The organism is Pantoea sp. ABR1s (genome assembly GCF_057812235.1).
Genome location: NZ_CM173823.1, coordinates 456,735 through 477,919, shown reverse-complemented (window position 1 = coordinate 477,919; position 21,185 = coordinate 456,735). Strand labels below are relative to the sequence as shown.

Annotated in this window: 32 protein-coding genes, 1 tRNA gene and 1 rRNA gene; 6 read left to right on the top strand and 28 right to left on the bottom strand. The window is 51.4% G+C overall.

Annotated features, from left to right (window positions below):
• Window positions 1–46: 46 nt before the first annotated feature.
• Window positions 47–121, bottom strand: a tRNA-Glu gene (locus tag ACXKZD_RS02335).
• An 88-nt stretch (window positions 122–209) separates the two neighbouring features.
• Window positions 210–1,749 (bottom strand): 16S ribosomal RNA (locus tag ACXKZD_RS02330).
• 490 nt (window positions 1,750–2,239) lie between these two features.
• Here ACXKZD_RS02330 and ACXKZD_RS02325 point away from each other — a divergent pair.
• On the top strand, window positions 2,240–2,794 hold the full coding sequence (locus ACXKZD_RS02325; RefSeq protein WP_488982076.1) for a gamma carbonic anhydrase family protein: 555 nt from the start codon (window positions 2,240–2,242) through the stop codon (window positions 2,792–2,794).
• Here ACXKZD_RS02325 and ACXKZD_RS02320 read toward each other — a convergent pair.
• The 6 genes from ACXKZD_RS02320 to dprA are packed head-to-tail and all read right to left on the bottom strand — an operon-like array spanning window position 2,761 to window position 6,555.
• On the bottom strand, window positions 2,761–3,018 hold the full coding sequence (locus ACXKZD_RS02320; protein WP_033772956.1) for a DUF1488 family protein: 258 nt from the start codon (window positions 3,016–3,018) through the stop codon (window positions 2,761–2,763). The two genes, ACXKZD_RS02325 and ACXKZD_RS02320, sit on opposite strands and share 34 nt — an antisense overlap.
• A complete protein-coding gene (gene aroE / locus ACXKZD_RS02315; protein WP_337037867.1) occupies window positions 3,015–3,833 on the bottom strand; it encodes a shikimate dehydrogenase in 819 nt (272 codons plus the stop codon). Before aroE ends, ACXKZD_RS02320 begins: the two co-directional genes overlap by 4 nt.
• A 3-nt stretch (window positions 3,834–3,836) precedes the next feature.
• Window positions 3,837–4,409, bottom strand: coding sequence for an L-threonylcarbamoyladenylate synthase type 1 TsaC (gene tsaC, locus ACXKZD_RS02310; RefSeq protein WP_010252735.1), 573 nt, complete (start codon window positions 4,407–4,409; stop codon window positions 3,837–3,839).
• A gap of 3 nt (window positions 4,410–4,412) precedes the next feature.
• A complete protein-coding gene (locus tag ACXKZD_RS02305) occupies window positions 4,413–4,961 on the bottom strand; it encodes a DNA topoisomerase family protein (protein ID WP_010252738.1) in 549 nt (182 codons plus the stop codon).
• A 24-nt stretch (window positions 4,962–4,985) separates the two neighbouring features.
• Window positions 4,986–5,459: a DUF494 family protein Smg gene (smg, locus tag ACXKZD_RS02300; RefSeq protein ID WP_010252741.1), complete on the bottom strand. Its 474-nt coding sequence runs from the start codon at window positions 5,457–5,459 to the stop codon at window positions 4,986–4,988.
• The gene (gene dprA / locus ACXKZD_RS02295; protein ID WP_050680332.1) at window positions 5,431–6,555 is read right to left on the bottom strand and encodes a DNA-protecting protein DprA; all 1,125 of its coding nucleotides are present in this window, start codon (window positions 6,553–6,555) and stop codon (window positions 5,431–5,433) included. Before dprA ends, smg begins: the two co-directional genes overlap by 29 nt.
• A 115-nt stretch (window positions 6,556–6,670) precedes the next feature.
• Between dprA and def the strand changes: the two genes are divergently transcribed.
• From def to mscL, 5 genes are all read left to right on the top strand, one after another.
• On the top strand, window positions 6,671–7,183 hold the full coding sequence (def, locus tag ACXKZD_RS02290; RefSeq protein ID WP_010252747.1) for a peptide deformylase: 513 nt from the start codon (window positions 6,671–6,673) through the stop codon (window positions 7,181–7,183).
• A 20-nt stretch (window positions 7,184–7,203) separates the two neighbouring features.
• Window positions 7,204–8,148 carry a methionyl-tRNA formyltransferase gene (gene fmt / locus ACXKZD_RS02285; RefSeq protein WP_158131344.1) on the top strand — a complete coding sequence of 315 codons (945 nt, stop codon included), beginning with the start codon at window positions 7,204–7,206 and terminating at the stop codon, window positions 8,146–8,148.
• Between the two features lie 49 nt (window positions 8,149–8,197).
• A complete protein-coding gene (gene rsmB, locus ACXKZD_RS02280) occupies window positions 8,198–9,499 on the top strand; it encodes a 16S rRNA (cytosine(967)-C(5))-methyltransferase RsmB (RefSeq protein WP_022625143.1) in 1,302 nt (433 codons plus the stop codon).
• Between the two features lie 18 nt (window positions 9,500–9,517).
• A complete protein-coding gene (gene trkA / locus ACXKZD_RS02275; RefSeq protein WP_010252756.1) occupies window positions 9,518–10,894 on the top strand; it encodes a Trk system potassium transporter TrkA in 1,377 nt (458 codons plus the stop codon).
• Window positions 10,895–11,018: 124 nt separating this feature from the next.
• A complete protein-coding gene (gene mscL / locus ACXKZD_RS02270; protein WP_022625142.1) occupies window positions 11,019–11,429 on the top strand; it encodes a large-conductance mechanosensitive channel protein MscL in 411 nt (136 codons plus the stop codon).
• Here the strand turns inward: mscL and ACXKZD_RS02265 are convergent, their stop codons facing one another.
• From ACXKZD_RS02265 to rplN, 20 genes are all read right to left on the bottom strand, one after another.
• Entirely contained in the window at window positions 11,430–11,663 is a 234-nt protein-coding gene (locus tag ACXKZD_RS02265; protein ID WP_010252762.1) for an alternative ribosome-rescue factor A, read from the bottom strand.
• Between the two features lie 59 nt (window positions 11,664–11,722).
• Window positions 11,723–12,139 (bottom strand): Zn(2+)-responsive transcriptional regulator, encoded by a 417-nt coding sequence (gene zntR, locus ACXKZD_RS02260; RefSeq protein WP_010252765.1) that lies wholly within the window; start codon window positions 12,137–12,139, stop codon window positions 11,723–11,725.
• Complete coding sequence (locus ACXKZD_RS02255) at window positions 12,140–12,511, bottom strand: DnaJ family domain-containing protein (RefSeq protein WP_429323665.1); 372 nt, start codon at window positions 12,509–12,511, stop codon at window positions 12,140–12,142.
• 96 nt (window positions 12,512–12,607) lie between these two features.
• A complete protein-coding gene (rplQ, locus tag ACXKZD_RS02250; RefSeq protein ID WP_003850180.1) occupies window positions 12,608–12,994 on the bottom strand; it encodes a 50S ribosomal protein L17 in 387 nt (128 codons plus the stop codon).
• A gap of 40 nt (window positions 12,995–13,034) precedes the next feature.
• Entirely contained in the window at window positions 13,035–14,024 is a 990-nt protein-coding gene (locus ACXKZD_RS02245; RefSeq protein WP_003850179.1) for a DNA-directed RNA polymerase subunit alpha, read from the bottom strand.
• Window positions 14,025–14,049: 25 nt separating this feature from the next.
• Window positions 14,050–14,670 (bottom strand): 30S ribosomal protein S4, encoded by a 621-nt coding sequence (rpsD, locus tag ACXKZD_RS02240; protein WP_008927131.1) that lies wholly within the window; start codon window positions 14,668–14,670, stop codon window positions 14,050–14,052.
• A 33-nt stretch (window positions 14,671–14,703) separates the two neighbouring features.
• Window positions 14,704–15,093 carry a 30S ribosomal protein S11 gene (rpsK, locus tag ACXKZD_RS02235; RefSeq protein WP_004160563.1) on the bottom strand — a complete coding sequence of 130 codons (390 nt, stop codon included), beginning with the start codon at window positions 15,091–15,093 and terminating at the stop codon, window positions 14,704–14,706.
• A 16-nt stretch (window positions 15,094–15,109) separates the two neighbouring features.
• Window positions 15,110–15,466 (bottom strand): 30S ribosomal protein S13, encoded by a 357-nt coding sequence (gene rpsM, locus ACXKZD_RS02230; protein WP_003850176.1) that lies wholly within the window; start codon window positions 15,464–15,466, stop codon window positions 15,110–15,112.
• 146 nt (window positions 15,467–15,612) lie between these two features.
• Window positions 15,613–15,729 (bottom strand): 50S ribosomal protein L36, encoded by a 117-nt coding sequence (rpmJ, locus tag ACXKZD_RS02225; protein WP_010252805.1) that lies wholly within the window; start codon window positions 15,727–15,729, stop codon window positions 15,613–15,615.
• A 32-nt stretch (window positions 15,730–15,761) separates the two neighbouring features.
• Window positions 15,762–17,093 (bottom strand): preprotein translocase subunit SecY, encoded by a 1,332-nt coding sequence (secY, locus tag ACXKZD_RS02220; protein WP_003850175.1) that lies wholly within the window; start codon window positions 17,091–17,093, stop codon window positions 15,762–15,764.
• 7 nt (window positions 17,094–17,100) lie between these two features.
• Complete coding sequence (gene rplO / locus ACXKZD_RS02215) at window positions 17,101–17,535, bottom strand: 50S ribosomal protein L15 (RefSeq protein ID WP_488981840.1); 435 nt, start codon at window positions 17,533–17,535, stop codon at window positions 17,101–17,103.
• Window positions 17,536–17,538: 3 nt separating this feature from the next.
• The gene (rpmD, locus tag ACXKZD_RS02210) at window positions 17,539–17,718 is read right to left on the bottom strand and encodes a 50S ribosomal protein L30 (protein WP_003850166.1); all 180 of its coding nucleotides are present in this window, start codon (window positions 17,716–17,718) and stop codon (window positions 17,539–17,541) included.
• Window positions 17,719–17,723: 5 nt separating this feature from the next.
• Entirely contained in the window at window positions 17,724–18,224 is a 501-nt protein-coding gene (gene rpsE, locus ACXKZD_RS02205; protein WP_003850164.1) for a 30S ribosomal protein S5, read from the bottom strand.
• A gap of 14 nt (window positions 18,225–18,238) precedes the next feature.
• On the bottom strand, window positions 18,239–18,592 hold the full coding sequence (gene rplR, locus ACXKZD_RS02200) for a 50S ribosomal protein L18 (protein WP_003850163.1): 354 nt from the start codon (window positions 18,590–18,592) through the stop codon (window positions 18,239–18,241).
• A gap of 9 nt (window positions 18,593–18,601) precedes the next feature.
• Window positions 18,602–19,135 carry a 50S ribosomal protein L6 gene (gene rplF, locus ACXKZD_RS02195; RefSeq protein WP_003850161.1) on the bottom strand — a complete coding sequence of 178 codons (534 nt, stop codon included), beginning with the start codon at window positions 19,133–19,135 and terminating at the stop codon, window positions 18,602–18,604.
• Window positions 19,136–19,148: 13 nt separating this feature from the next.
• The gene (gene rpsH / locus ACXKZD_RS02190; protein ID WP_003850158.1) at window positions 19,149–19,541 is read right to left on the bottom strand and encodes a 30S ribosomal protein S8; all 393 of its coding nucleotides are present in this window, start codon (window positions 19,539–19,541) and stop codon (window positions 19,149–19,151) included.
• A gap of 32 nt (window positions 19,542–19,573) precedes the next feature.
• The gene (rpsN, locus tag ACXKZD_RS02185) at window positions 19,574–19,879 is read right to left on the bottom strand and encodes a 30S ribosomal protein S14 (RefSeq protein ID WP_008927132.1); all 306 of its coding nucleotides are present in this window, start codon (window positions 19,877–19,879) and stop codon (window positions 19,574–19,576) included.
• A gap of 14 nt (window positions 19,880–19,893) precedes the next feature.
• A complete protein-coding gene (rplE, locus tag ACXKZD_RS02180; RefSeq protein ID WP_003850155.1) occupies window positions 19,894–20,433 on the bottom strand; it encodes a 50S ribosomal protein L5 in 540 nt (179 codons plus the stop codon).
• A 14-nt stretch (window positions 20,434–20,447) separates the two neighbouring features.
• Window positions 20,448–20,762 carry a 50S ribosomal protein L24 gene (rplX, locus tag ACXKZD_RS02175; RefSeq protein ID WP_003850150.1) on the bottom strand — a complete coding sequence of 105 codons (315 nt, stop codon included), beginning with the start codon at window positions 20,760–20,762 and terminating at the stop codon, window positions 20,448–20,450.
• Window positions 20,763–20,772: 10 nt separating this feature from the next.
• Complete coding sequence (gene rplN, locus ACXKZD_RS02170) at window positions 20,773–21,144, bottom strand: 50S ribosomal protein L14 (protein ID WP_006120590.1); 372 nt, start codon at window positions 21,142–21,144, stop codon at window positions 20,773–20,775.
• Between the last annotated feature and the right edge of the window lie 41 nt (window positions 21,145–21,185).

Below are 21,185 nucleotides of genomic sequence, written 5' to 3'. Positions count from 1 at the left end.
TTTTGAGATACTGTATGGAGACACCTTTCACCTGTCACCAAGCAGGTGGCGTCCCCTAGGGGATTCGAACCCCTGTTGCCGCCGTGAAAGGGCGGAGTCCTAACCGCTAGACGAAGGGGACACAAAAGTGTCACGACTTCGCAGCCGTCCTGCTCATTACTTTTTATCAGACAATCTGTGTGGACACTGCGCGGGAAGGTATCTTCAGGTAAGGAGGTGATCCAACCGCAGGTTCCCCTACGGTTACCTTGTTACGACTTCACCCCAGTCATGAATCACAAAGTGGTAAGCGCCCTCCCGAAGGTTAAGCTACCTACTTCTTTTGCAACCCACTCCCATGGTGTGACGGGCGGTGTGTACAAGGCCCGGGAACGTATTCACCGTGGCATTCTGATCCACGATTACTAGCGATTCCGACTTCACGGAGTCGAGTTGCAGACTCCGATCCGGACTACGACGCACTTTGTGAGGTCCGCTTGCTCTCGCGAGGTCGCTTCTCTTTGTATGCGCCATTGTAGCACGTGTGTAGCCCTACTCGTAAGGGCCATGATGACTTGACGTCATCCCCACCTTCCTCCGGTTTATCACCGGCAGTCTCCTTTGAGTTCCCGACCGAATCGCTGGCAACAAAGGATAAGGGTTGCGCTCGTTGCGGGACTTAACCCAACATTTCACAACACGAGCTGACGACAGCCATGCAGCACCTGTCTCAGCGTTCCCGAAGGCACCAAAGCATCTCTGCTAAGTTCGCTGGATGTCAAGAGTAGGTAAGGTTCTTCGCGTTGCATCGAATTAAACCACATGCTCCACCGCTTGTGCGGGCCCCCGTCAATTCATTTGAGTTTTAACCTTGCGGCCGTACTCCCCAGGCGGTCGACTTAACGCGTTAGCTCCGGAAGCCACTCCTCAAGGGAACAACCTCCAAGTCGACATCGTTTACGGCGTGGACTACCAGGGTATCTAATCCTGTTTGCTCCCCACGCTTTCGCACCTGAGCGTCAGTCTTTGTCCAGGGGGCCGCCTTCGCCACCGGTATTCCTCCAGATCTCTACGCATTTCACCGCTACACCTGGAATTCTACCCCCCTCTACAAGACTCAAGCCTGCCAGTTTCAAATGCAGTTCCCAGGTTAAGCCCGGGGATTTCACATCTGACTTAACAGACCGCCTGCGTGCGCTTTACGCCCAGTAATTCCGATTAACGCTTGCACCCTCCGTATTACCGCGGCTGCTGGCACGGAGTTAGCCGGTGCTTCTTCTGCGGGTAACGTCAATCGATAAGGTTATTAACCCCATCGCCTTCCTCCCCGCTGAAAGTACTTTACAACCCGAAGGCCTTCTTCATACACGCGGCATGGCTGCATCAGGCTTGCGCCCATTGTGCAATATTCCCCACTGCTGCCTCCCGTAGGAGTCTGGACCGTGTCTCAGTTCCAGTGTGGCTGGTCATCCTCTCAGACCAGCTAGGGATCGTCGCCTAGGTGGGCCATTACCCCGCCTACTAGCTAATCCCATCTGGGTTCATCCGATAGTGAGAGGCCCGAAGGTCCCCCTCTTTGGTCTTGCGACGTTATGCGGTATTAGCCACCGTTTCCAGTGGTTATCCCCCTCTATCGGGCAGATCCCCAGACATTACTCACCCGTCCGCCACTCGTCACCCAAGAGCAAGCTCTCTGTGCTACCGTCCGACTTGCATGTGTTAGGCCTGCCGCCAGCGTTCAATCTGAGCCATGATCAAACTCTTCAATTTAAGTTTGATTTGCTTAAACAAGTTAAGCGGTGCTCATCTGTAAAACGTCATAATGAATTTCATTATGTGTTCACTCGTGAGGCTTGATATTTTTTACGTCCGGAGACGCTGATATCAATCCTGCGAGTGCCCACACAGATTGTCTGATAAATTGTTAAAGAGCAGTGCGAACAGTGCGTTAGCGTCCTGTCGCGAGGTGGCGTATATTACGCTTTCCTCCTGCAGAGTCAACCTCTATTTCAGAAGTTTTTCTCCGGCGGCGCAGTCTCCTGTGCCTCTCAACCTGTCATCCCGTTGCCGGTGTTCCGTGTCGATGGAGGCGCATTATAGGGATCCCGTTTCAGAGCACAACCCTTTTTTTGGATCTTTTATCTGAACGGTTATAAATGATCCAGATTGATGAGATCGCCAGCGATCCAGGCCAGAATTGGCTTGTCAGCTGCCTGAAATCGCATCAGGCTGCATTGAAAACAGAACAAAGGAGAACATGATGACTTCCGCCCTACGTCCATATAAAGACCTTTTCCCGCAAACCGGCCAGCGCGTTATGGTCGATCCAAGCAGTGTTGTGGTCGGTGATGTCATAATGGAGGACGACGTGAGCATCTGGCCGCTGGTTGCGATTAGGGGGGATGTGAATCAGGTGCGCATTGGTGCCCGTACTAATGTACAGGACGGCAGCGTTCTGCACGTTACGCATAAATCAGCGTCTAACCCGCAAGGCTTCCCTCTTATTATTGGCGAGGATGTCACGATCGGGCATAAAGCGATGTTGCACGGCTGTACCATTAGCGATCGCGTGCTGGTCGGAATGGGATCGATTCTGCTTGATGGCGTAATAGTAGAAGAAGAGGTGATGATTGGTGCCGGAAGTCTGGTGCCGCCAGGTAAAAGACTGGAGAGCGGCTATCTCTATCTGGGTAGTCCGGTCAGGCAGATCAGGCCGCTGAATGACAATGAGAAGGAAGGTTTACGCTATTCCGCTAATAATTATGTCGCCTGGAAAGAGGATTACCTGGCGGGAGATAACCAGATCCAGCCCTGAGCATCAATATTATCCTGACGGATAGCCGCTTCGGCCTCATCTTCCAGATCCCAGCGATGGTGCTGAAACAGCGCCATCGCCTCCCCTTCACCAAAACGTGAAGCCAGCGACTTCCCGCTGATTGCACAGGTCAGCCGCATGCCGTTGACCAGCACCGGGAAACAGACCGCGTTCAGTTCAGCATTATAGGTTTCATCATCAGGAAACTGTATCGCCTGATTCATGGCTGCATGGCCTGTTTAAGCTGGGTAATCACCGGCGCGATTTCCGGCATCACACCGTGCCACAGATAGAAGGCATGAGCAGCCTGCCCCACCAGCATGCCCAAACCATCTGCCAGATGAGCCGTGCCCTGCGCCTGACACCAGCGCAGGAAAGGCGTCAGCCCGCTTTGATAAAACATGTCATAACAGCGCACATCAGCATGAATGACTGCTGCAGGTAAAGGAGGGGTTTCGCCATTCACGCCGCTTGAGGTCGCATTAATGATCAGATCAAAGTGCTGATCTGCCAGCTGCTCAAAACCACATGCGCGGATAGTGCCGCTCGCTGCAAACAGGCCAGCCAGCTCTTCCGCCCGCGCGGCGGTACGGTTAACAACAGTGAGTGTCACGCCTGCTGAGAGAAGCGGCAGAATGACCCCACGTGCAGCACCGCCCGCCCCCACCAGCAATACCTTGTCACCAGAGTTGATCATCTTCAGCCGTTCAAGATCGCTTAACAGCCCGATACCATCCGTGTTGTCACCCAGGATCTGCCCATCGCTGAGTTTTTTCACCGTGTTTACCGCGCCGGACAGGGCTGCACGTTCGCTGAGCTGATCGGCAAATTCCCATGCCTGCTGTTTAAAAGGTAACGTCACGTTGGCGCCACGGCCTCCCTGTTCGAAAAAGGCAGAGAGCGCCTGAGGAAAACCATCTATCGGGGCACAAATCCGACCATAGCGATGTTCAATGCCCGTCTGTTCAGCGAAAGCCTGATGGATCAGCGGAGATTTACTGTGGTTGATCGGATTACCGAAAACGGCGAATTGATCCATGAATTAGCCCTGACGTATAAGTTCGCCGCTGATGACATCGCGGATTTCAGAGGGATTGAGCCGCCCACCCGTTTTTCCCGACAGAACCGGGAACTGCTCACCAAACTGCTGCTTCACTTCTTCAGCCGTTCGGCAGGGAGGCAGGCCTGACAGATTTGCACTGGTTGAGACCAGCGGTTTACCAAATGCGCGGCAAAGGGCCTGCACATCAGGATGGTCACTGACGCGAATGGCCAGTGAATCAAACTGTCCGGTAAGCCAGCGAGGCGTTTGTGGCGGAACGGGTACGACAAAGGTCACCGGGCCGGGCCAGCATGCAAACATCCGCTCACGCTGGATCACAGACAGTTCCCGAGCGGAGATGTAAGGTTCCAGCTGGGTGTAATCAGCCGCAATCAGGATAAGCCCCTTTTCTACCGGACGCTGTTTCAGCGCCAGTAAAGCCATGACGGCAGATTCACTGTCAGGGTCACAGCCCAGACCAAATACGGCTTCAGTAGGATAGGCGATGACCGCCTGTCGATTCAGCTGCTCTAAGCAGGTTTCAAGTGAATCGGCGAGGTGTTGATTTTCCATGGTCTATGAATTCTCTTCAGCAATGGCTTTGCCACAACTTTTACTGGCGCAAAAGCGTTTGATCCCTTGGGCCGTCTTTTTTTCAACTAATAGCGGATACTGGCAATAAGGACAGATTCCGGCAACGGGTGTCAGATTCACAACAAACTGGCAGGCTGGATAGCGATCGCAGGAGTGAAACGTTTTGCCGTAACGGGAGCGCCGCTGAACTAACCGGCCTTCATGGCACTGTGGACAGGCCAGCGAGGTTTCATCTGGTTTGTCGATGGTTTCGGTGTATCCGCATTCCGGATAGAGGCTACAGCCAATGAACATGCCAAATCGCCCCTGCCGCAACACTTTATCCGCACCGCATTCGGGACAGGCGTGGCCTTCCAGCACTTTGACCACATGACCATCGGCCTGACCCTTTAAGGGTCGAATGTAGTCGCATGCCGGGTAGTTCGCGCAGCCCAGAAAAGGACCGTGTTTACCGGAGCGGATAACCAGTTCTGCCCCGCAAGCGGGGCAGGGATCCTGTTTACGCACGGTGAAGAGTGCAGCTTTACTCATAGCGATCAATGCATGAAAGGAAATTTAATGCAGCATACCTTCATTGGCGTCGAATAGCAGTTCTTCCATCTGCTGATAGGCATTTTCACATCCGGGAATGTTGAACAACACCATCAGTACCACCCATTTGAGATCCTCCAGGTCAAACTCAGAGGTATCCAGCGCCATAATGCGTTCGATGACCATTTCACGCGTTTCCAGGTTCAGCACCTGAATCTGCTCCAGGAACAGCAGGAAACCACGGCTGTCAGCATCTAAACGTTTGCTCTCTTCATCGGTATAAATACGCATGGAGAGCGGATCATTTGTCAGTAAAATTGGCGCAACCAGTCCTTCCTGATAGTCAGCCAATCTTTCTAACCAGTTCAGCGCACTGTAAATATCTTCACGATGGAACCCGGCATCCGTCAGGTCGTCTGTCAATCTGTCCTGATCAACACCCATTTCTGCTTCGTTGTGGATATATGTCTCAAACAAATACATCAGTACGTCGAACATGGCATGCCCTCCTCAATCGGACATAGCCGCCGGGTACAGCTGCGATCCATCCTGCTAACTCCAGTTCCAGCAACTGAGCTGAGATAACTGGCACAGATTGGCCGGCACGTTCAGCGACAACGTCAACAGGTGTAACATCATCACCTACGTTAGCCAACACATCAGCAAATGGCAATGGAGCATCGTCACTCACCTCAGAATAAATTTCACCGGCCGGTGTCATCGGCAGCCAGTTAAGTGCACTTGCCAGATCTTCCACGATGTTATGGGGATGGGCCACCAGCAGCGCCCCCTGCTGAATCAGCCAGTTTACGCCTTCGCTTAACGGGTTACCGAGCGCGCCAGGTAAGGCATAGACATTACGATTTTGCTCCAGCCCATACCGCGCCGTTACCAGGGAACCACTCTTCAGCGAGGCTTCTACCACCAGCACCCCATGGCTCAGGCCGCTGATAATACGATTACGGCGCGGAAAATTAAGCGGATGCGGCAGGGTCGTCAGCGGAAACTCAGAAACCACCGCTCCACCCTGTTCAACGATCTCTGCGGCAAGATGGGCATGATTGCTGGGATAGAGCCGCTGCAAACCACTACCTAACACGGCCACCGTTTTACCGCCTACGTTGAGTGCTGCCTGATGCGCAACACCATCAATACCCCTTGCCAGTCCGCTGGTAATGGTCAGACCGCTGAGGCTTAAGTGCTGGGTAAACCAGTCGCACCAGTAGCGGCCATAGTGTGAACAGTTTCGGCTGCCCACCACCGCTAACTGTGGTGTGCTGATAAGCGCAGGATCGCCATCAATATAGAGCAGCGGCGGAAAGCGGTTGGTTTCTTTAAGACGGGCAGGATAGGCCGCGTCCAGAGCAGTTACCAGATGATGAGCCGGACTCTGAGCCAGCCAGGAATAGACTTCTGTAAGATTTTTTTCATTAAAATCATCATATTGCTGGCACTGGCTCTCATCTAAGCCAAGCCGGATAAGCTGCTCCCTGTCTGCCTGTCCGGCACCTATTTGCTGCGCCACATCAACCCAGCGTTTCCCTGTCATTCCAGTGACGGCGGCCAGCCGTACAGACTGCGCTATTTTGTCCATCTTCAGCTCCCTGATCGCCCTTGCTTCCTGCCGCAGAATGCTGTCAATCAGGCCTCGAAAAGTCTACAATATAAGGTAGTAATCTTTTCTTAACCGAATACAGATCTGGATATTTATGTCAGTTTTGCAGGTATTACATTTCCCTGACGAGCGTCTTCGCAAAGTTGCTGCGCCCGTTAAAGAAGTTAACGCAGACATTCAGCGTATCGTTGATGATATGTTCGAGACGATGTATGCCGAAGAAGGTATCGGTCTTGCGGCTACGCAGGTCGATATTCATCAGCGCATTATCGTGATTGACGTCTCTGAAAGTCGTGAAGAGCGTTTAGTGCTGATTAACCCTGAGCTGCTGGAAAAAAGTGGTGAAACCGGCATTGAAGAGGGTTGCCTCTCTATTCCGGAACAGCGCGCATTTGTTCCGCGTGCCGAGCGGGTAAAGGTCCGTGCACTGGATCGCGAGGGTAAAAGTTTCGAACTGGAAGCCAGCGAGTTACTGGCCATCTGTATCCAGCATGAGATCGATCATCTGGAAGGCAAACTGTTTATCGATTATCTGTCGCCTTTAAAGCGGCAACGGATCAAAAATAAATTAGAGAAACTGGCGCGTCAGAACGCGCAGGCTTCCTGAGATCTTAATAAGGGATAAACGTGTCTGCCCCGCTAAAAATCATCTTTGCCGGCACACCTGACTTTGCAGCGCGTCATCTTGACGCGCTGCTTGCTTCTGAACATCAGGTTATCGGCGTATTCACCCAACCCGACCGTCCTGCTGGTCGCGGTAACAAATTAACGCCAGGCCCGGTCAAAACGCTGGCGATGGCACATGACATTCCGGTTTATCAGCCTAAGTCACTGCGACCTGAAGAAAATCAGCAACTGGTTGCTGACCTCAAGGCCGATGTGATGGTGGTTGTGGCCTACGGATTAATTCTGCCCAAGGCCGTGCTTGATATGCCACGTCTGGGATGCATCAATGTCCATGGCTCACTGCTGCCACGCTGGCGTGGAGCTGCGCCTATTCAACGTGCGCTCTGGGCTGGCGACAGCGAAACCGGCGTGACCATCATGCAGATGGACGTGGGACTGGATACCGGCGATATGCTGCATAAGCTGGCCTGTCCGATTACTGCCCAGGATACCAGTGCCACGCTGTATGACAAGCTGGCACAGCTTGGCCCACAGGGGCTGCTGGATACGCTGACATTACTGACCACTCAGCAGGCTTCACCTGAAAAACAGGATGAAACGCTGGCCAACTATGCTGAGAAACTCAGTAAAGAGGAGGCACGTCTTGACTGGACACTCTCTGCAGAACAGCTTGAGCGTTGTATTCGCGCTTTTAACCCGTGGCCGATGAGCTTTTTCACCATTGAAGATCAGCCGGTTAAAGTCTGGCAGGCAAGCGTTCTGCCCCACAGCGATCGTGCGCCTGGTGAAATTATCCATGCTGACAAGCATGGCATCCAGGTGGCGACGGCTCAGGGCGTACTGAACCTGCTCCAGTTGCAGCCCGCCGGTAAAAAACCGATGTCGGCTCAGGATCTTCTCAACTCGCGCCGGGAATGGTTTGAACCTGGAACCCTTCTGGACTGACTCTCAGGCCCGGTCCCTCACCGGGCCTTTTGTTTGATGACAAAACCCTATGACTAAATCTATCAACCTGCGTAGCCTCTCGGCTCAACTTATTGAGCGTGTGGTCGACAAGGGCGAATCCCTGAATACGGCACTGCCAGCCGCCCAGAAAAAGCTCTCTGACAAAGATAGCGCGTTAGTGCAGGAGATCTGTTTTGGCGTATTGCGCACATTACCGCAGCTGGAAGCGCTCATTGGCAAACTGATGGAGCGTCCACTTACCGGCAAACAGCGGGTTCTGCACTATCTGATCATGGTCGGGCTTTATCAGCTGGAATATACCCGAGTGCCCGCCCATGCCGCACTGGCAGAAACCGTCGCGGGCGCCGAAGTACTGAAGCGCACCAGTATGAAAGGCTTATTAAATGGCGTATTACGCCAGTTTCAGCGGCAGCGGGAAGAGCTGCTCGCCACTGTTCAGGATGGCCCGCAGCGCTATCTGCATCCGGGATGGCTGCTAAAGCGTTTGCAGCATGCCTGGCCGGAACAATGGCAACAGATTGTCGAAGCAAATAATCTGCGTCCGCCGATGTGGCTGCGGGTTAATCGCCAGCACCACGATCGTGACACGTGGCTGGCAATGCTGGCCGAAAGCGGCAGGAATGCACAGCCTGCTGTCGATGTGCCGGATGCGCTGCGGCTTGACGCCCCTGCCCCGGTCAGCCAGCTACCAGGCTTTGATCAGGGTTGGGTTACCGTGCAGGATTTATCTGCTCAGCGCTGTGCCTTGCTGCTTGAGCCCCAAAACGGCGAACAGATTCTGGATTTATGCGCTGCGCCCGGCGGTAAAACGACCCATATCCTTGAAATCGCGCCTCAGGCCGAAGTTATGGCCGTCGACGTGGATGCGCAGCGTCTTAAACGCGTAAATGAGAATCTGCAACGACTGGGTATGAAAGCAGACGTGAAACAGGGTGATGGACGAACGCCGCAACAGTGGTGCGGCGATCGTCAGTTTGACCGTATTCTGCTGGATGCGCCCTGCTCTGCTACCGGTGTGATCCGACGCCATCCCGATATTAAGTGGCTGCGTCGCGATCGGGATATCGCCGAGCTGGCAAAGCTTCAGGGTGAAATTCTTGATGCTATCTGGCTGCACCTGAAACCTGGCGGTACACTGATTTATGCCACCTGTTCCATCCTGCCTGAAGAGAATCATCAACAGATAGATGCTTTCCTGCAGCGCCAGCATGATGCGCAGGCAGAGCCCCTCAGAGATGCGCCCGCGAACGGCTTACAGGTATTCCCGGAAGCCGAGGGCGGAGATGGTTTCTTCTACGCTAAGCTGATAAAAAAATCGGGTACAAACTGAAATGAGTATTGATAAGCGATGAAAATAATCATTCTGGGCGCAGGACAGGTTGGCGGAACCCTGGCAGAAAATCTGGTGGGTGAAAACAACGATATCACGGTGGTTGATACCGACTCTTCACGCCTGCGTCACCTGCAGGATAAGTTCGATCTTCGCGTCGTGCAGGGTCATGGTTCTCATCCACGAATTTTACGTGAGGCGGGTGCGGAAGATGCCGACATGCTGGTTGCCGTAACCAACTCCGATGAAACCAACATGATTGCCTGTCAGATTGCTTATTCGCTTTTCAATACGCCGAATCGTATCGCCCGTATTCGCGCGGCCGATTATCTGCGTGATGCGGACAAATTATTTATTCCTGAAGCGGTGCCTATCGATCACCTAATCTCGCCTGAACAGCTGGTGATCGACAATATCTATCGTTTAATCCAGTACCCTGGCGCATTGCAGGTCGTTAACTTTGCTGAAGGCAAAGTCAGCCTCGCCGTGGTGAAAGCTTATTATGGCGGGCCACTGGTAGGAAATCCGCTGTCGATCATGCGTGAGCATATGCCACACATTGATACTCGCGTAGCCGCTATATTTCGTCAGGATCGCCCCATTCGCCCGCAGGGTTCAACCATCGTAGAAGCGGGTGATGAAGTCTTTTTCATTGCAGCCAGTCAGAACATTCGTGCGGTAATGAGTGAAATGCAGCGGCTGGAGAAACCTTATAAACGGATTATGCTGGTAGGTGGTGGTAATATCGGTTTCGGCCTGGCACAAAAACTTGAGAAAAATTACAGCGTGAAGCTGATTGAACGTAACCCTCAGCGCGCAGCAGAACTGGCAGAGCATCTTCACGACACAGTCGTCTTTTATGGCGATGCGTCAGATCAGGAACTTCTCGCTGAAGAACATGTTGATCAGGTTGATCTCTTTATCGCCGTCACCAACGATGATGAAGCCAATATTATGTCAGCCATGCTGGCAAAAAAGATGGGGGCGAAGAAGGTTATGGTGCTGATTCAGCGCCGCGCCTACGTCGATCTGGTACAAGGCAGCGTTATCGATATCGCTATTTCACCTCAGCAGGCCACGATCTCTGCCCTGCTTGGTCATGTGCGCAAAGCGGATATCGTGGGCGTTTCATCGCTACGACGCGGTATTGCAGAAGCGATCGAAGCGATAGCGCACGGAGACGAATCAACTTCACGCGTGGTCGGCCGCTCCATTGATGATATCAAACTACCGCCAGGCACCATTATTGGCGCAGTGGTTCGTGGAGACGATGTGATGATTGCCAATGATAACCTGCGAATTGAACAAGGTGATCATGTCATCATGTTCCTGACCGACAAGAAGTTTGTATCAGATGTGGAACGTCTCTTCCAGCCGAGTCCATTTTTCCTGTAAATGCCGCGTTTATAGACGAACTGAACACAAGGAACGCAAAACTGCCGCTTAATTCGCTGTGTTGATGGCAAAACCAGTAGGGTTTGTTAGACTTTATGGCATTGGCTTGGGCAAGGAGATAAGTATGAGTTTAATCAAAGAGTTTCGCGATTTCGCAATGCGCGGCAATGTGATGGATTTAGCCGTCGGTGTCATCATCGGTGCTGCATTCGGTAAAATTGTTTCATCGTTAGTCGCCAACATCATTATGCCGCCTTTAGGCTTACTGATTGGTGGTGTGGATTTTAAATCATTCGCCTGGGTACTTAAGCCTGCAGTTGGTGATGCTCCAGCCGTTGTTATGCAGTACGGTATCTTCCTTCAGACCATCTTCGATTTCGTCATCATCGCTTTCGCAATCTTTATGGCGATCAAGTTAATGAATCGTCTGTACAAGAAAAAAGAAGTAGAGAAGCCAGTGGCTAAACCGTCAAACGAAGAAGTTCTGCTGACTGAAATCCGCGATCTGCTGAAACAGCAGAATACCCGGGTCTAGTTAATAAGCCGCCGCACAGGCGGTTTTTTTAACCGTAAAAGCAGAAGGGCAGTGATAAGACGCTTTCTTATCACTGCCCTCCCATCCAGTCCCCTTGCCATGTTTCTCTTTCCGCTTAAAACTACCTTTACCCTTTTGCTTCTGCTCGATGCGTTGCCGAAATAGCGGGTCGTGTAACAGAGCCTGAATCGCGTTATCGCGGATTTGCCCTTTGGTGTGCTGATATTTACTCATGACGCCTCCTGTTGAAATGGTCTGATACTCTATTCCTTTGCAGCAAAATAACAATATGCTTATTTGCTCGAAGCCTCTCCCCGCTCCAGCGCCTCAAGAATTGAGCACGAAATGCTACTGTGACTGTCACCACAACAGGCATCGGAAAGGTGTCGCAGAGAACGCTGCATCGTTTCTAATTCTGCGATCATCTGAGCAACTTCGCTCAGCCGTTTTTCAACGATCGCTTTTGATTCCTGACAGGTGTGGTGCGCAGGATCAACCCGGATCGAAAGTAGCTCTCTGATCGCTTCAAGGCTGAAACCCAGTTTGCGGCCATAGCGAATAAATTTCAGACGCTGAAGATCGCCCTCGCTGTAAAGGCGAAAGCCACCTTCCGTACGACCATCATGATCCATCATCTGCTGCTTTTCATAAAAACGGATAGTGTCTGGCGTCACCTCCGCAAGCTTAGCTAACTGACCGATGCGAAACATTTACTCCTCCTCGCGGAAACGATTCTGAATAGCAGTGGAATAACTACCATGAAGAAAATCGGTACTGATACCCGCCTGGCGTAATCTCAGCTCCAGCACCTGAAGCCGATGGCAATGATCCTGATAATTTTGATCCGCAGGATCGAGGTTACGAAGAAGATCGTTAACTTCCATGGCTTCCCGTCTGAGCTCAAGCTCCGGCGGCAGAAAGCCCGCATTTTTCAGTAAACGGTAGCCCGCTCTTAACTCAGGCGGAACATGACTGTCATCATCCAGCTGCAGCGGCTTACCAGAGCCGGGAAGATTACTCAGCTCGCCTTTTTCCAGCGCCGCTTTAATGTGCTGTTCAGCAAGTTCATCAACCAGCCACATAGTTGGCTCCTTTGAACATGAAAAGAGTAAGTTCTAAGGTAGTAAATTTCAGGCAATAAAAAACCCGCCGAAGCGGGTTTTTTACGTTGCTACAGATTACTCTGCGGCTGCTTCTGCTTGAGCTTCTGGACGATCAACCAGCTCGATGTAAGCCATCGGAGCGTTGTCACCAGCACGGAAGCCACACTTCAGAATACGAGTGTAACCACCGGCACGGCTCGCGAAACGCGGGCCCAGCTCATTAAACAGTTTTGCCACGATCTCGTTATCACGAGTACGGGCGAATGCCAGACGACGATTAGCTACGCTGTCGGTCTTGGCAAGAGTAATCAGCGGCTCAACTACGCGACGCAGTTCTTTGGCTTTCGGCAGAGTCGTTTTGATGATCTCATGACGAACCAGAGAACCGGCCATGTTGCGGAACATAGCCTGACGATGGCTGCTGTTGCGGTTCAGTTGACGACCACTCTTACGATGGCGCATGACCTTATCCTTCTCAGTGAAACCTTAACCTGTGATCTGATTATTCATCAGCAATGCTTGCTGGCGGCCAGTTCTCGAGGCGCATGCCCAGAGAAAGACCACGCGAAGCCAGCACATCTTTAATCTCGGTAAGAGATTTTTTACCAAGGTTAGGCGTTTTAAGCAGCTCAACCTCGGTACGCTGTACCAGATCACCGATGTAGTGGATAGCTTCTGCCTTAAGGCAGTTAGCAGAGCGGACAGTCAATTCCAGATCGTCAACAGGGCGCAGCAGGATCGGATCGAATTCTGGTTTCTCTTCTTTAACTTCCGGCTGACGTACATCACGTAAGTCAACGAAAGCTTCAAGTTGTTCTGCCAGAATGGTTGCCGCACGACGAATCGCCTCTTCAGGATCGATTGTGCCGTTGGTTTCCATTTCGATGACCAGCTTGTCCAGGTCGGTGCGCTGCTCTACACGCGCTGCTTCAACATTGTAGGCGATACGGTCTACAGGGCTGTAGCAAGCGTCAACTAACAGGCGGCCGATTGGGCGCTCATCTTCTTCCGAATGAATTCGGGCAGAAGCCGGCACATAGCCACGACCACGCTGAACTTTGATACGCATGCTGATAGCAGCGTTCTCATCGGTCAGATGGCAAATGACATGCTGAGGCTTGACGATTTCGACATCACCATCATGGGTAATGTCGGCTGCAGTCACAGGGCCAATGCCAGATTTATTCAAGGTCAGAATAACTTCATCTTTCCCCTGAACTCTTACCGCCAGCCCTTTCAGGTTGAGCAGGATTTCCAGGATATCTTCCTGTACTCCCTCTTTGGTGCTGTACTCATGAAGTACACCATCAATTTCAACCTCGGTCACCGCGCAACCCGGCATGGATGAAAGCAGAATACGGCGCAGTGCGTTACCAAGAGTATGGCCAAAGCCACGCTCTAAAGGCTCAAGGGTCACCTTGGCGTGCGTCGAACTCACTTGCTCGATATCTACCAGGCGCGGTTTTAGAAACTCTGTCACAGAACCCTGCATTGTGTCCTCTCTTTGGTACTAAGCCTTACTTGGAGTAAAGCTCGACGATCAGGTGTTCGTTAATGTCCGCAGACAGATCAGTACGTTCAGGAATACGCTTGAACACACCTTCCATCTTAGTCGCATCAACTTCCAGCCAGGTTGGCTTTTCACGCTGCTCAGCCAGCTCCAGAGCGGCCTTCACGCGAGATTGCTTTTTGGCTTTCTCACGGATGCTAACGACATCATTCGGAGATACCTGATAAGAAGCGATGTTAACAACGCGGCCATTTACCAGAACAGACTTATGGCTAACCAGCTGACGTGCTTCTGCACGAGTGGCACCAAAGCCCATACGATAAACTACGTTGTCCAGACGACCTTCCAGCAGAGCCAACAGGTTTTCACCGGTGTTGCCTTTCAGACGAGCTGCTTCTTTATAATAGTTACGGAACTGACGCTCCAGCACGCCGTAGATACGACGAACTTTTTGCTTTTCACGTAACTGACCGCCGTAATCAGACAGACGCGGTTTACGCGCACCATGCTGACCAGGGGCTTGTTCAATCTTACACTTGGAATCAATCGCGCGAACGCCAGACTTAAGGAATAAGTCAGTGCCCTCACGACGGCTCAGCTTGAGCTTAGGACCCAAATATCTTGCCATTTTCTTTCTCCAACTATCCTAAAAAAACGGGCGTTATACGCGACGTTTTTTCGGCGGACGACAACCGTTATGAGGGATCGGAGTCACATCAGTAATATTAGTGATGCGGAAACCAGCGGCGTTCAAAGCACGAATCGTAGATTCGCGACCTGGACCCGGACCCTTTACCATAACTTCCAGGTTCTTAATTCCGTAATCTTTTACCGCTTCTGCACAGCGCTCTGCAGCGACCTGAGCAGCAAACGGAGTGGATTTACGTGAACCGCGGAAACCGGAACCACCGGCGGTTGCCCAACCCAGTGCGTTACCCTGACGATCAGTAATGGTAACGATGGTGTTGTTAAAAGAAGCATGGACATGAGCCACGCCATCTGAGACTTGTTTTCTTACACGCTTACGTGCACGAACTGGTGCCTTTGCCATTATTTACTCACCCCGATTATTTCTTGATCGGTTTACGCGGACCCTTACGGGTACGTGCGTTGGTCTTAGTACGCTGACCGCGAACCGGAAGACCACGACGATGGCGCAAACCACGGTAGCAACCAAGGTCCATAAGACGCTTGATGCTCAGGGTGATTTCACGGCGCAGATCACCTTCTACAACGAATTTCGCAACTGCATCACGCAGCTGATCAATTTGTTCTTCAGACAGCTCACTGATCTTAACATTTTCAGCAATACCCGTTGAAGCGCAGATGGCTTTAGAACGAGTTTTACCGATACCGAAGATCGAAGTTAATGCGATAACGGTATGTTTTTGATCAGGAATGTTAATGCCTGCTATACGGGCCACTATGCACTCCTATAATTAAACAAGCACGTCCCATGCTGAAAAGCCCGTTTTCAGGATACTCAAATGGAAACGCACTGACATACAAAAGATTGGCTGGCTAATCTAGCCAGCTCAACCCGACTTTGCAAGAAAAATATGTGACAAAATCAGCCTTGGCGCTGTTTATGCTTTGGCTCGGCGCTGCAGATCACACGGACGACACCGTCGCGACGAATGATTTTGCAGTTACGACATAATCTCTTGACGGAAGCACGAACTTTCATTTTTACTCTCCGTAACTTCTCAACCAACTGAATTAACGGCCGTAGCCTTTCAGGTTAGCTTTCTTCAGTGCCGACTCGTACTGACTTGACATCATCAGAGTTTGCACTTGAGCCATAAAGTCCATGATGACGACAACTACGATAAGCAGTGAAGTACCGCCAAAGTAGAAGGGGACCTTCATCGCATCACGCATGAACTCCGGGATAAGGCAGATAAACGTAATGTAGAGAGCGCCGATTAAGGTCAATCGCGTCATTACTTTATCAATATACTTCGCCGTTTGCTCTCCCGGACGAATTCCCGGTACGAATGCACCAGACTTCTTCAGGTTATCTGCTGTTTCACGTGGGTTGAAAACCAACGCCGTATAGAAGAAACAGAAGAAGATGATTGCAGTCGCATAGAGTAGCACATAAAGCGGCTGTCCTGGCTGCAAATACAGCGAAATTGTTGTCAGCCAGTTCCAACCGGTACCGCCCCCAAACCACGATGCAATCGTTGCCGGGAACAGAATAATGCTGGAAGCAAAAATGGCTGGAATGACGCCTGCCATGTTCACTTTCAACGGTAAATGTGTGCTCTGTGCAGCGTAAACGCGACGACCTTGCTGACGTTTTGCGTAGTTCACCACAATGCGGCGTTGACCACGTTCAACAAAGATAACAAAGAAGGTCACTGCGAATACGAGTACTGCAACCAACAGCAACAGAAGGAAGTGCAGGTCGCCTTGCCGCGCTTGCTCGATGGTATGGCCAATGGCCGGCGGGAGACCCGCAACGATACCTGCGAAGATAATGATCGAAATACCGTTACCGATACCACGTTCAGTAATCTGTTCGCCCAGCCACATCAGGAACATCGTTCCTGAGACCAGACTCACAACAGCGGTAAAATAGAAAGCAAAGCCTGGATTCATTACCAGGCCTTGCATCCCTGGCATATTCGGCAGACCGGTAGCAATACCGATCGACTGAAATATGGCCAATACCAACGTACCGTATCGGGTGTACTGGCTAATCTTACGACGGCCAGCCTCCCCTTCTTTCTTAATTTCCGCTAACGCTGGATGAACCACCGTTAATAACTGGATGATAATCGATGCCGAAATATACGGCATGATGCCCAGTGCGAAAATAGAAGCACGGCTCAGAGCACCACCAGAGAACATGTTAAACATTTCAATGATGGTGCCACGCTGTTGCTCAAGCAGTTTGGCAAGTACAGTGGCATCAATACCAGGGATTGGAATAAAAGAGCCAATACGGAAGACAATGAGTGCGCCGATTACAAACAGCAGTCTGCGTTTCAGCTCACCAAAGCCACCCTTGGCACTTTGAAAATCTAATCCCGGTTGTTTAGCCATCTGCTACTTATTCCTCGATTTTACCGCCAGCAGCTTCGATTGCAGCACGTGCACCTTTGGTGACACGCAGACCGCGAACCGTTACCGGTGTAGAAACTTCACCAGACAGAATTACTTTAACGAATTCAATCTGAACACCGACAATGTTGGCTGCTTTCAGCGCGTTCAGGTCGACGGTACCGCCTTCAACTTTCGCCAGATCAGACAGACGAATCTCTGTGGTGATCATTGCTTTGCGAGAGGTGAAACCGAACTTCGGCAGACGACGGTACAGAGGCATCTGACCACCTTCGAAACCGCGACGTACGCCACCGCCAGAACGTGAGTTCTGACCTTTGTGACCACGACCACCGGTTTTTCCGAGGCCAGAACCGATACCACGACCCAGACGCTTGGTAGCGTGCTTAGACCCTTCGGCCGGAGACAGAGTATTTAAACGCATCTCTTACTCCTCCACTTTAACCATATAGGAAACCGCGTTAACCATACCGCGTACTGCAGGCGTGTCTTCACGCTCAACGGTGTGGCCAATACGACGCAGACCCAGGCCAACCAGAGTGGCTTTATGCTTAGGCAAGCGGCCGATTGAACTACGGGTTTGAGTGATTTTAATAGTCTTAGCCATCGTGATTACCCCAGAATTTCTTCAACGGATTTACCACGCTTAGCAGCGACCATTTCCGGAGATTTCATATTGCCCAGGCCGTCGATAGTTGCACGAACCACGTTAATCGGGTTAGTAGAACCATAGGCTTTTGCCAGTACGTTATGAACTCCAGCGACTTCCAGAACGGCGCGCATTGCACCACCGGCAATAATACCGGTACCTTCTGAAGCCGGCTGCATGAACACGCGGGAACCCGTGTGTGCACCTTTAACTGGGTGCTGCAGGGTGCCGTTGGTCAGCGCGACGTTAACCATGTTGCGACGGGCTTTCTCCATCGCTTTCTGGATCGCTGCTGGAACTTCACGCGCTTTACCGTAACCAAAACCTACGCGACCATTACCATCGCCTACCACAGTCAGTGCTGTGAAGGAGAAGATACGACCACCTTTAACAGTTTTAGAAACACGGTTTACCGCGATCAGTTTTTCCTGCAGTTCGCCAGCTTGTTTCTCGATGTGTGCCATCTTAGACCTCTACCTTAGAACTGAAGGCCAGCTTCACGGGCAGCATCTGCCAGTGCCTGGACGCGACCATGATATTGGAAACCGGAACGGTCGAAAGAAACACCAGTGATGCCTTTTTCGATTGCGCGTTCTGCGATAGCTTTACCTACTGCAGCTGCGGCTTCTTTATTACCGGTATACTTCAGTTGTTCAGTGATAGCTTTTTCTACAGTAGAAGCAGCGACCAGAACTTCGGAACCGTTCGGGGCGATTACCTGTGCGTAAATATGACGCGGGGTACGATGTACCACCAGGCGAGTAGCACCCAGCTCTTTGAGCTTGCGACGTGCACGGGTCGCACGACGGATACGAGCAGATTTCTTATCCATAGTGTTACCTTACTTCTTCTTAGCCTCTTTGGTACGCACGACTTCGTCGGCGTAACGGACACCCTTGCCTTTATAAGGCTCAGGACGACGGTAGGCGCGCAAGTCCGCTGCAACCTGACCAATCAGCTGTTTATCAGCGCCTTTCAGCACGATCTCAGTCTGAGTTGGACATTCTGCAGTGATACCCGCGGGCAGCTGGTGATCGACTGGATGAGAAAAGCCCAGAGACAGGTTAACCACGTCGCCTTTAACGGCTGCACGATAACCTACACCAACCAGCTGCAGCTTCTTAGTGAAGCCTTCGGTAACACCGATTACCATTGCGTTCAGCAGCGCGCGAGAAGTACCCGCCTGCGCCCAGCCGTCAACGAAACCTTCGCGCGGAGCGAAAGTCAGAGCGTTGTCAGCATGCTTAACTTCAACAGCATCATTGATAGTACGAGTCAGCTCGCCGTTTTTACCTTTAATCGAAATTACCTGACCGTTGAGTTTTACCTCTACGCCGGCAGGAACAACGACAGGTGCTTTAGCAACACGAGACATATGTATCCTCCGATTACGCTACGTAGCAGATAATTTCGCCACCAAGACCTGCCTGGCGCGCTGCACGATCAGTCATGACACCTTTAGATGTAGAAACTACAGCGATGCCCATACCAGCCATTACCTTTGGCAGCTCATCTTTTTTCTTATAGATGCGCAGACCAGGACGGCTTACTCGCTGAATGCTTTCTACAACAGCTTTGCCCTGGAAATACTTGAGAGTAAGTTCCAGTTCCAGCTTGATGTCGCCTTCGATTTTGAAATCTTCAATATATCCTTCTTCCTTCAGAACGTTGGCAATTGCCAATTTCAGCTTGGAGGAAGGCATGGTGACCGCAACTTTGTTTGCGGCCTGACCGTTACGGATACGGGTCAGCATATCCGCGATCGGATCTTGCATGCTCATCTGTGTTACTCCCGTGATTCAATTGGTGACAATTACCAGCTAGCCTTTTTCAGGCCCGGGATTTCACCGCGCATGGCGGCTTCGCGGACCTTGATACGGCTCAACCCAAACTTCCGCAGGAAACCGTGCGGACGACCTGTTTGACGGCAGCGGTTACGCTGACGCGAAGGGCTGGAATCACGCGGCAGACTCTGCAGCTTCAGAACAGCATCCCAACGATCTTCGTCGGAAGCGTTCACATCAGAGATGATCGCTTTCAGTTCAGCGCGTTTAGCGAAGAATTTGTCTGCTAATTTTGCACGCTTAACTTCGCGTGCTTTCATAGATTGCTTAGCCATTAAGTAACCCTACCTTACTTACGGAACGGGAAGTCAAAGGCAGCCAGCAGAGCACGGCCTTCATCATCAGATTTCGCAGTAGTGGTAATGGTGATATCCAAACCACGAACGCGATCGACTTTGTCGTAGTCGATTTCTGGGAAGATGATCTGCTCACGTACACCCATGCTGTAGTTGCCACGACCATCGAATGACTTAGCGGACAAGCCACGGAAGTCACGGATACGTGGAACAGCAATGGTGACCAGACGCTCAAAGAACTCCCACATGCGCTCGCCACGCAGAGTTACTTTACAGCCGATCGGATAGCCCTGACGGATTTTGAAGCCTGCAACTGATTTGCGTGCTTTGGTGACCAGCGGTTTTTGACCGGAGATTGCTGCCAGGTCAGCTGCTGCGTTATCCAGCAGTTTCTTGTCAGCGATCGCTTCACCAACACCCATGTTCAGGGTGATCTTCTCGACCCGAGGGACTTGCATGACAGAATTGTAGCCAAACTCTGTCATGAGTTTCTGGACTACTTCGTCTTTGTAGTAATCATGCAGTTTCGCCATCGTACTACTCCAAATTACTTGATAGTTTCGCTGTTAGACTTGAAGAAACGGACTTTTTTGCCGTCTTCGAATCTAAAGCCTACACGGTCAGCCTTACCAGTTGCCGCGTTGAACAGTGCAACGTTAGAAACCTGAATAGCAGCTTCTTTTTCAACGATGCCACCTGGTTGGTTCAGAGCCGGAACCGGCTTCTGATGTTTCTTCACCAGGTTGATACCTTCAACGATGACCTTACCAGAAGACAGGACATTCTTAACTTTACCGCGCTTACCTTTATCTTTACCGGTTAACACGATAACTTCGTCGTTACGACGGATTTTAGCTGCCATTGTTCGCTCCTTAGAGTACTTCTGGTGCCAGAGAGATAATTTTCATGAACTTTTCAGTACGAAGTTCACGAGTTACCGGCCCAAAAATACGCGTACCGATAGGCTGCTCACTGTTATTGTTCAGAATAACGCATGCATTACCATCGAAGCGAATGACAGAACCGTCCGGGCGACGAACACCCTTCCTGGTGCGCACCACTACCGCCTTCAGGACATCACCTTTTTTGACTTTACCACGCGGAATTGCTTCCTTGATGGTAACTTTGATGATGTCACCGACGCCTGCGTAGCGACGGTGCGAGCCACCCAGAACCTTGATACACATTACGCGACGTGCACCGGAGTTGTCGGCGACGTTCAGCATAGTCTGTTCTTGGATCATTTTAGTGCTCCGCTAATGTCAACTACTACTTCGGGACCTAA

Excerpts from the sequence above, each read along its gene's own strand:
- trkA (WP_010252756.1), top strand. The coding sequence starts at position 9,518 with ATGAAAATAATCATTCTGGGCGCAGGACAGGTTGGCGGAACCCTGGCA.
- smg (WP_010252741.1), bottom strand. The coding sequence starts at position 5,459 with ATGTTCGACGTACTGATGTATTTGTTTGAGACATATATCCACAACGAA.
- rpmJ (WP_010252805.1), bottom strand. The coding sequence starts at position 15,729 with ATGAAAGTTCGTGCTTCCGTCAAGAGATTATGTCGTAACTGCAAAATC.
- rpsE (WP_003850164.1), bottom strand. The coding sequence starts at position 18,224 with ATGGCACACATCGAGAAACAAGCTGGCGAACTGCAGGAAAAACTGATC.
- rpsH (WP_003850158.1), bottom strand. The coding sequence starts at position 19,541 with ATGAGCATGCAAGATCCGATCGCGGATATGCTGACCCGTATCCGTAAC.
- ACXKZD_RS02265 (WP_010252762.1), bottom strand. The coding sequence starts at position 11,663 with ATGAGTAAATATCAGCACACCAAAGGGCAAATCCGCGATAACGCGATT.
- mscL (WP_022625142.1), top strand. The coding sequence starts at position 11,019 with ATGAGTTTAATCAAAGAGTTTCGCGATTTCGCAATGCGCGGCAATGTG.
- rplX (WP_003850150.1), bottom strand. The coding sequence starts at position 20,762 with ATGGCAGCTAAAATCCGTCGTAACGACGAAGTTATCGTGTTAACCGGT.
- rplN (WP_006120590.1), bottom strand. The coding sequence starts at position 21,144 with ATGATCCAAGAACAGACTATGCTGAACGTCGCCGACAACTCCGGTGCA.
- ACXKZD_RS02245 (WP_003850179.1), bottom strand. The coding sequence starts at position 14,024 with ATGCAGGGTTCTGTGACAGAGTTTCTAAAACCGCGCCTGGTAGATATC.
- tsaC (WP_010252735.1), bottom strand. The coding sequence starts at position 4,409 with ATGGAAAATCAACACCTCGCCGATTCACTTGAAACCTGCTTAGAGCAG.
- rpmD (WP_003850166.1), bottom strand. The coding sequence starts at position 17,718 with ATGGCTAAGACTATTAAAATCACTCAAACCCGTAGTTCAATCGGCCGC.
- rsmB (WP_022625143.1), top strand. The coding sequence starts at position 8,198 with ATGACTAAATCTATCAACCTGCGTAGCCTCTCGGCTCAACTTATTGAG.
- rplF (WP_003850161.1), bottom strand. The coding sequence starts at position 19,135 with ATGTCTCGTGTTGCTAAAGCACCTGTCGTTGTTCCTGCCGGCGTAGAG.
- ACXKZD_RS02325 (WP_488982076.1), top strand. The coding sequence starts at position 2,240 with ATGACTTCCGCCCTACGTCCATATAAAGACCTTTTCCCGCAAACCGGC.
- ACXKZD_RS02255 (WP_429323665.1), bottom strand. The coding sequence starts at position 12,511 with ATGTGGCTGGTTGATGAACTTGCTGAACAGCACATTAAAGCGGCGCTG.
- aroE (WP_337037867.1), bottom strand. The coding sequence starts at position 3,833 with ATGGATCAATTCGCCGTTTTCGGTAATCCGATCAACCACAGTAAATCT.
- secY (WP_003850175.1), bottom strand. The coding sequence starts at position 17,093 with ATGGCTAAACAACCGGGATTAGATTTTCAAAGTGCCAAGGGTGGCTTT.
- dprA (WP_050680332.1), bottom strand. The coding sequence starts at position 6,555 with ATGGACAAAATAGCGCAGTCTGTACGGCTGGCCGCCGTCACTGGAATG.
- rplE (WP_003850155.1), bottom strand. The coding sequence starts at position 20,433 with ATGGCGAAACTGCATGATTACTACAAAGACGAAGTAGTCCAGAAACTC.
- rpsK (WP_004160563.1), bottom strand. The coding sequence starts at position 15,093 with ATGGCAAAGGCACCAGTTCGTGCACGTAAGCGTGTAAGAAAACAAGTC.
- rplO (WP_488981840.1), bottom strand. The coding sequence starts at position 17,535 with ATGCGTTTAAATACTCTGTCTCCGGCCGAAGGGTCTAAGCACGCTACC.
- ACXKZD_RS02320 (WP_033772956.1), bottom strand. The coding sequence starts at position 3,018 with ATGAATCAGGCGATACAGTTTCCTGATGATGAAACCTATAATGCTGAA.
- rplR (WP_003850163.1), bottom strand. The coding sequence starts at position 18,592 with ATGGATAAGAAATCTGCTCGTATCCGTCGTGCGACCCGTGCACGTCGC.
- rpsN (WP_008927132.1), bottom strand. The coding sequence starts at position 19,879 with ATGGCTAAGCAATCTATGAAAGCACGCGAAGTTAAGCGTGCAAAATTA.
- rplQ (WP_003850180.1), bottom strand. The coding sequence starts at position 12,994 with ATGCGCCATCGTAAGAGTGGTCGTCAACTGAACCGCAACAGCAGCCAT.
- zntR (WP_010252765.1), bottom strand. The coding sequence starts at position 12,139 with ATGTTTCGCATCGGTCAGTTAGCTAAGCTTGCGGAGGTGACGCCAGAC.
- ACXKZD_RS02305 (WP_010252738.1), bottom strand. The coding sequence starts at position 4,961 with ATGAGTAAAGCTGCACTCTTCACCGTGCGTAAACAGGATCCCTGCCCC.
- rpsD (WP_008927131.1), bottom strand. The coding sequence starts at position 14,670 with ATGGCAAGATATTTGGGTCCTAAGCTCAAGCTGAGCCGTCGTGAGGGC.
- def (WP_010252747.1), top strand. The coding sequence starts at position 6,671 with ATGTCAGTTTTGCAGGTATTACATTTCCCTGACGAGCGTCTTCGCAAA.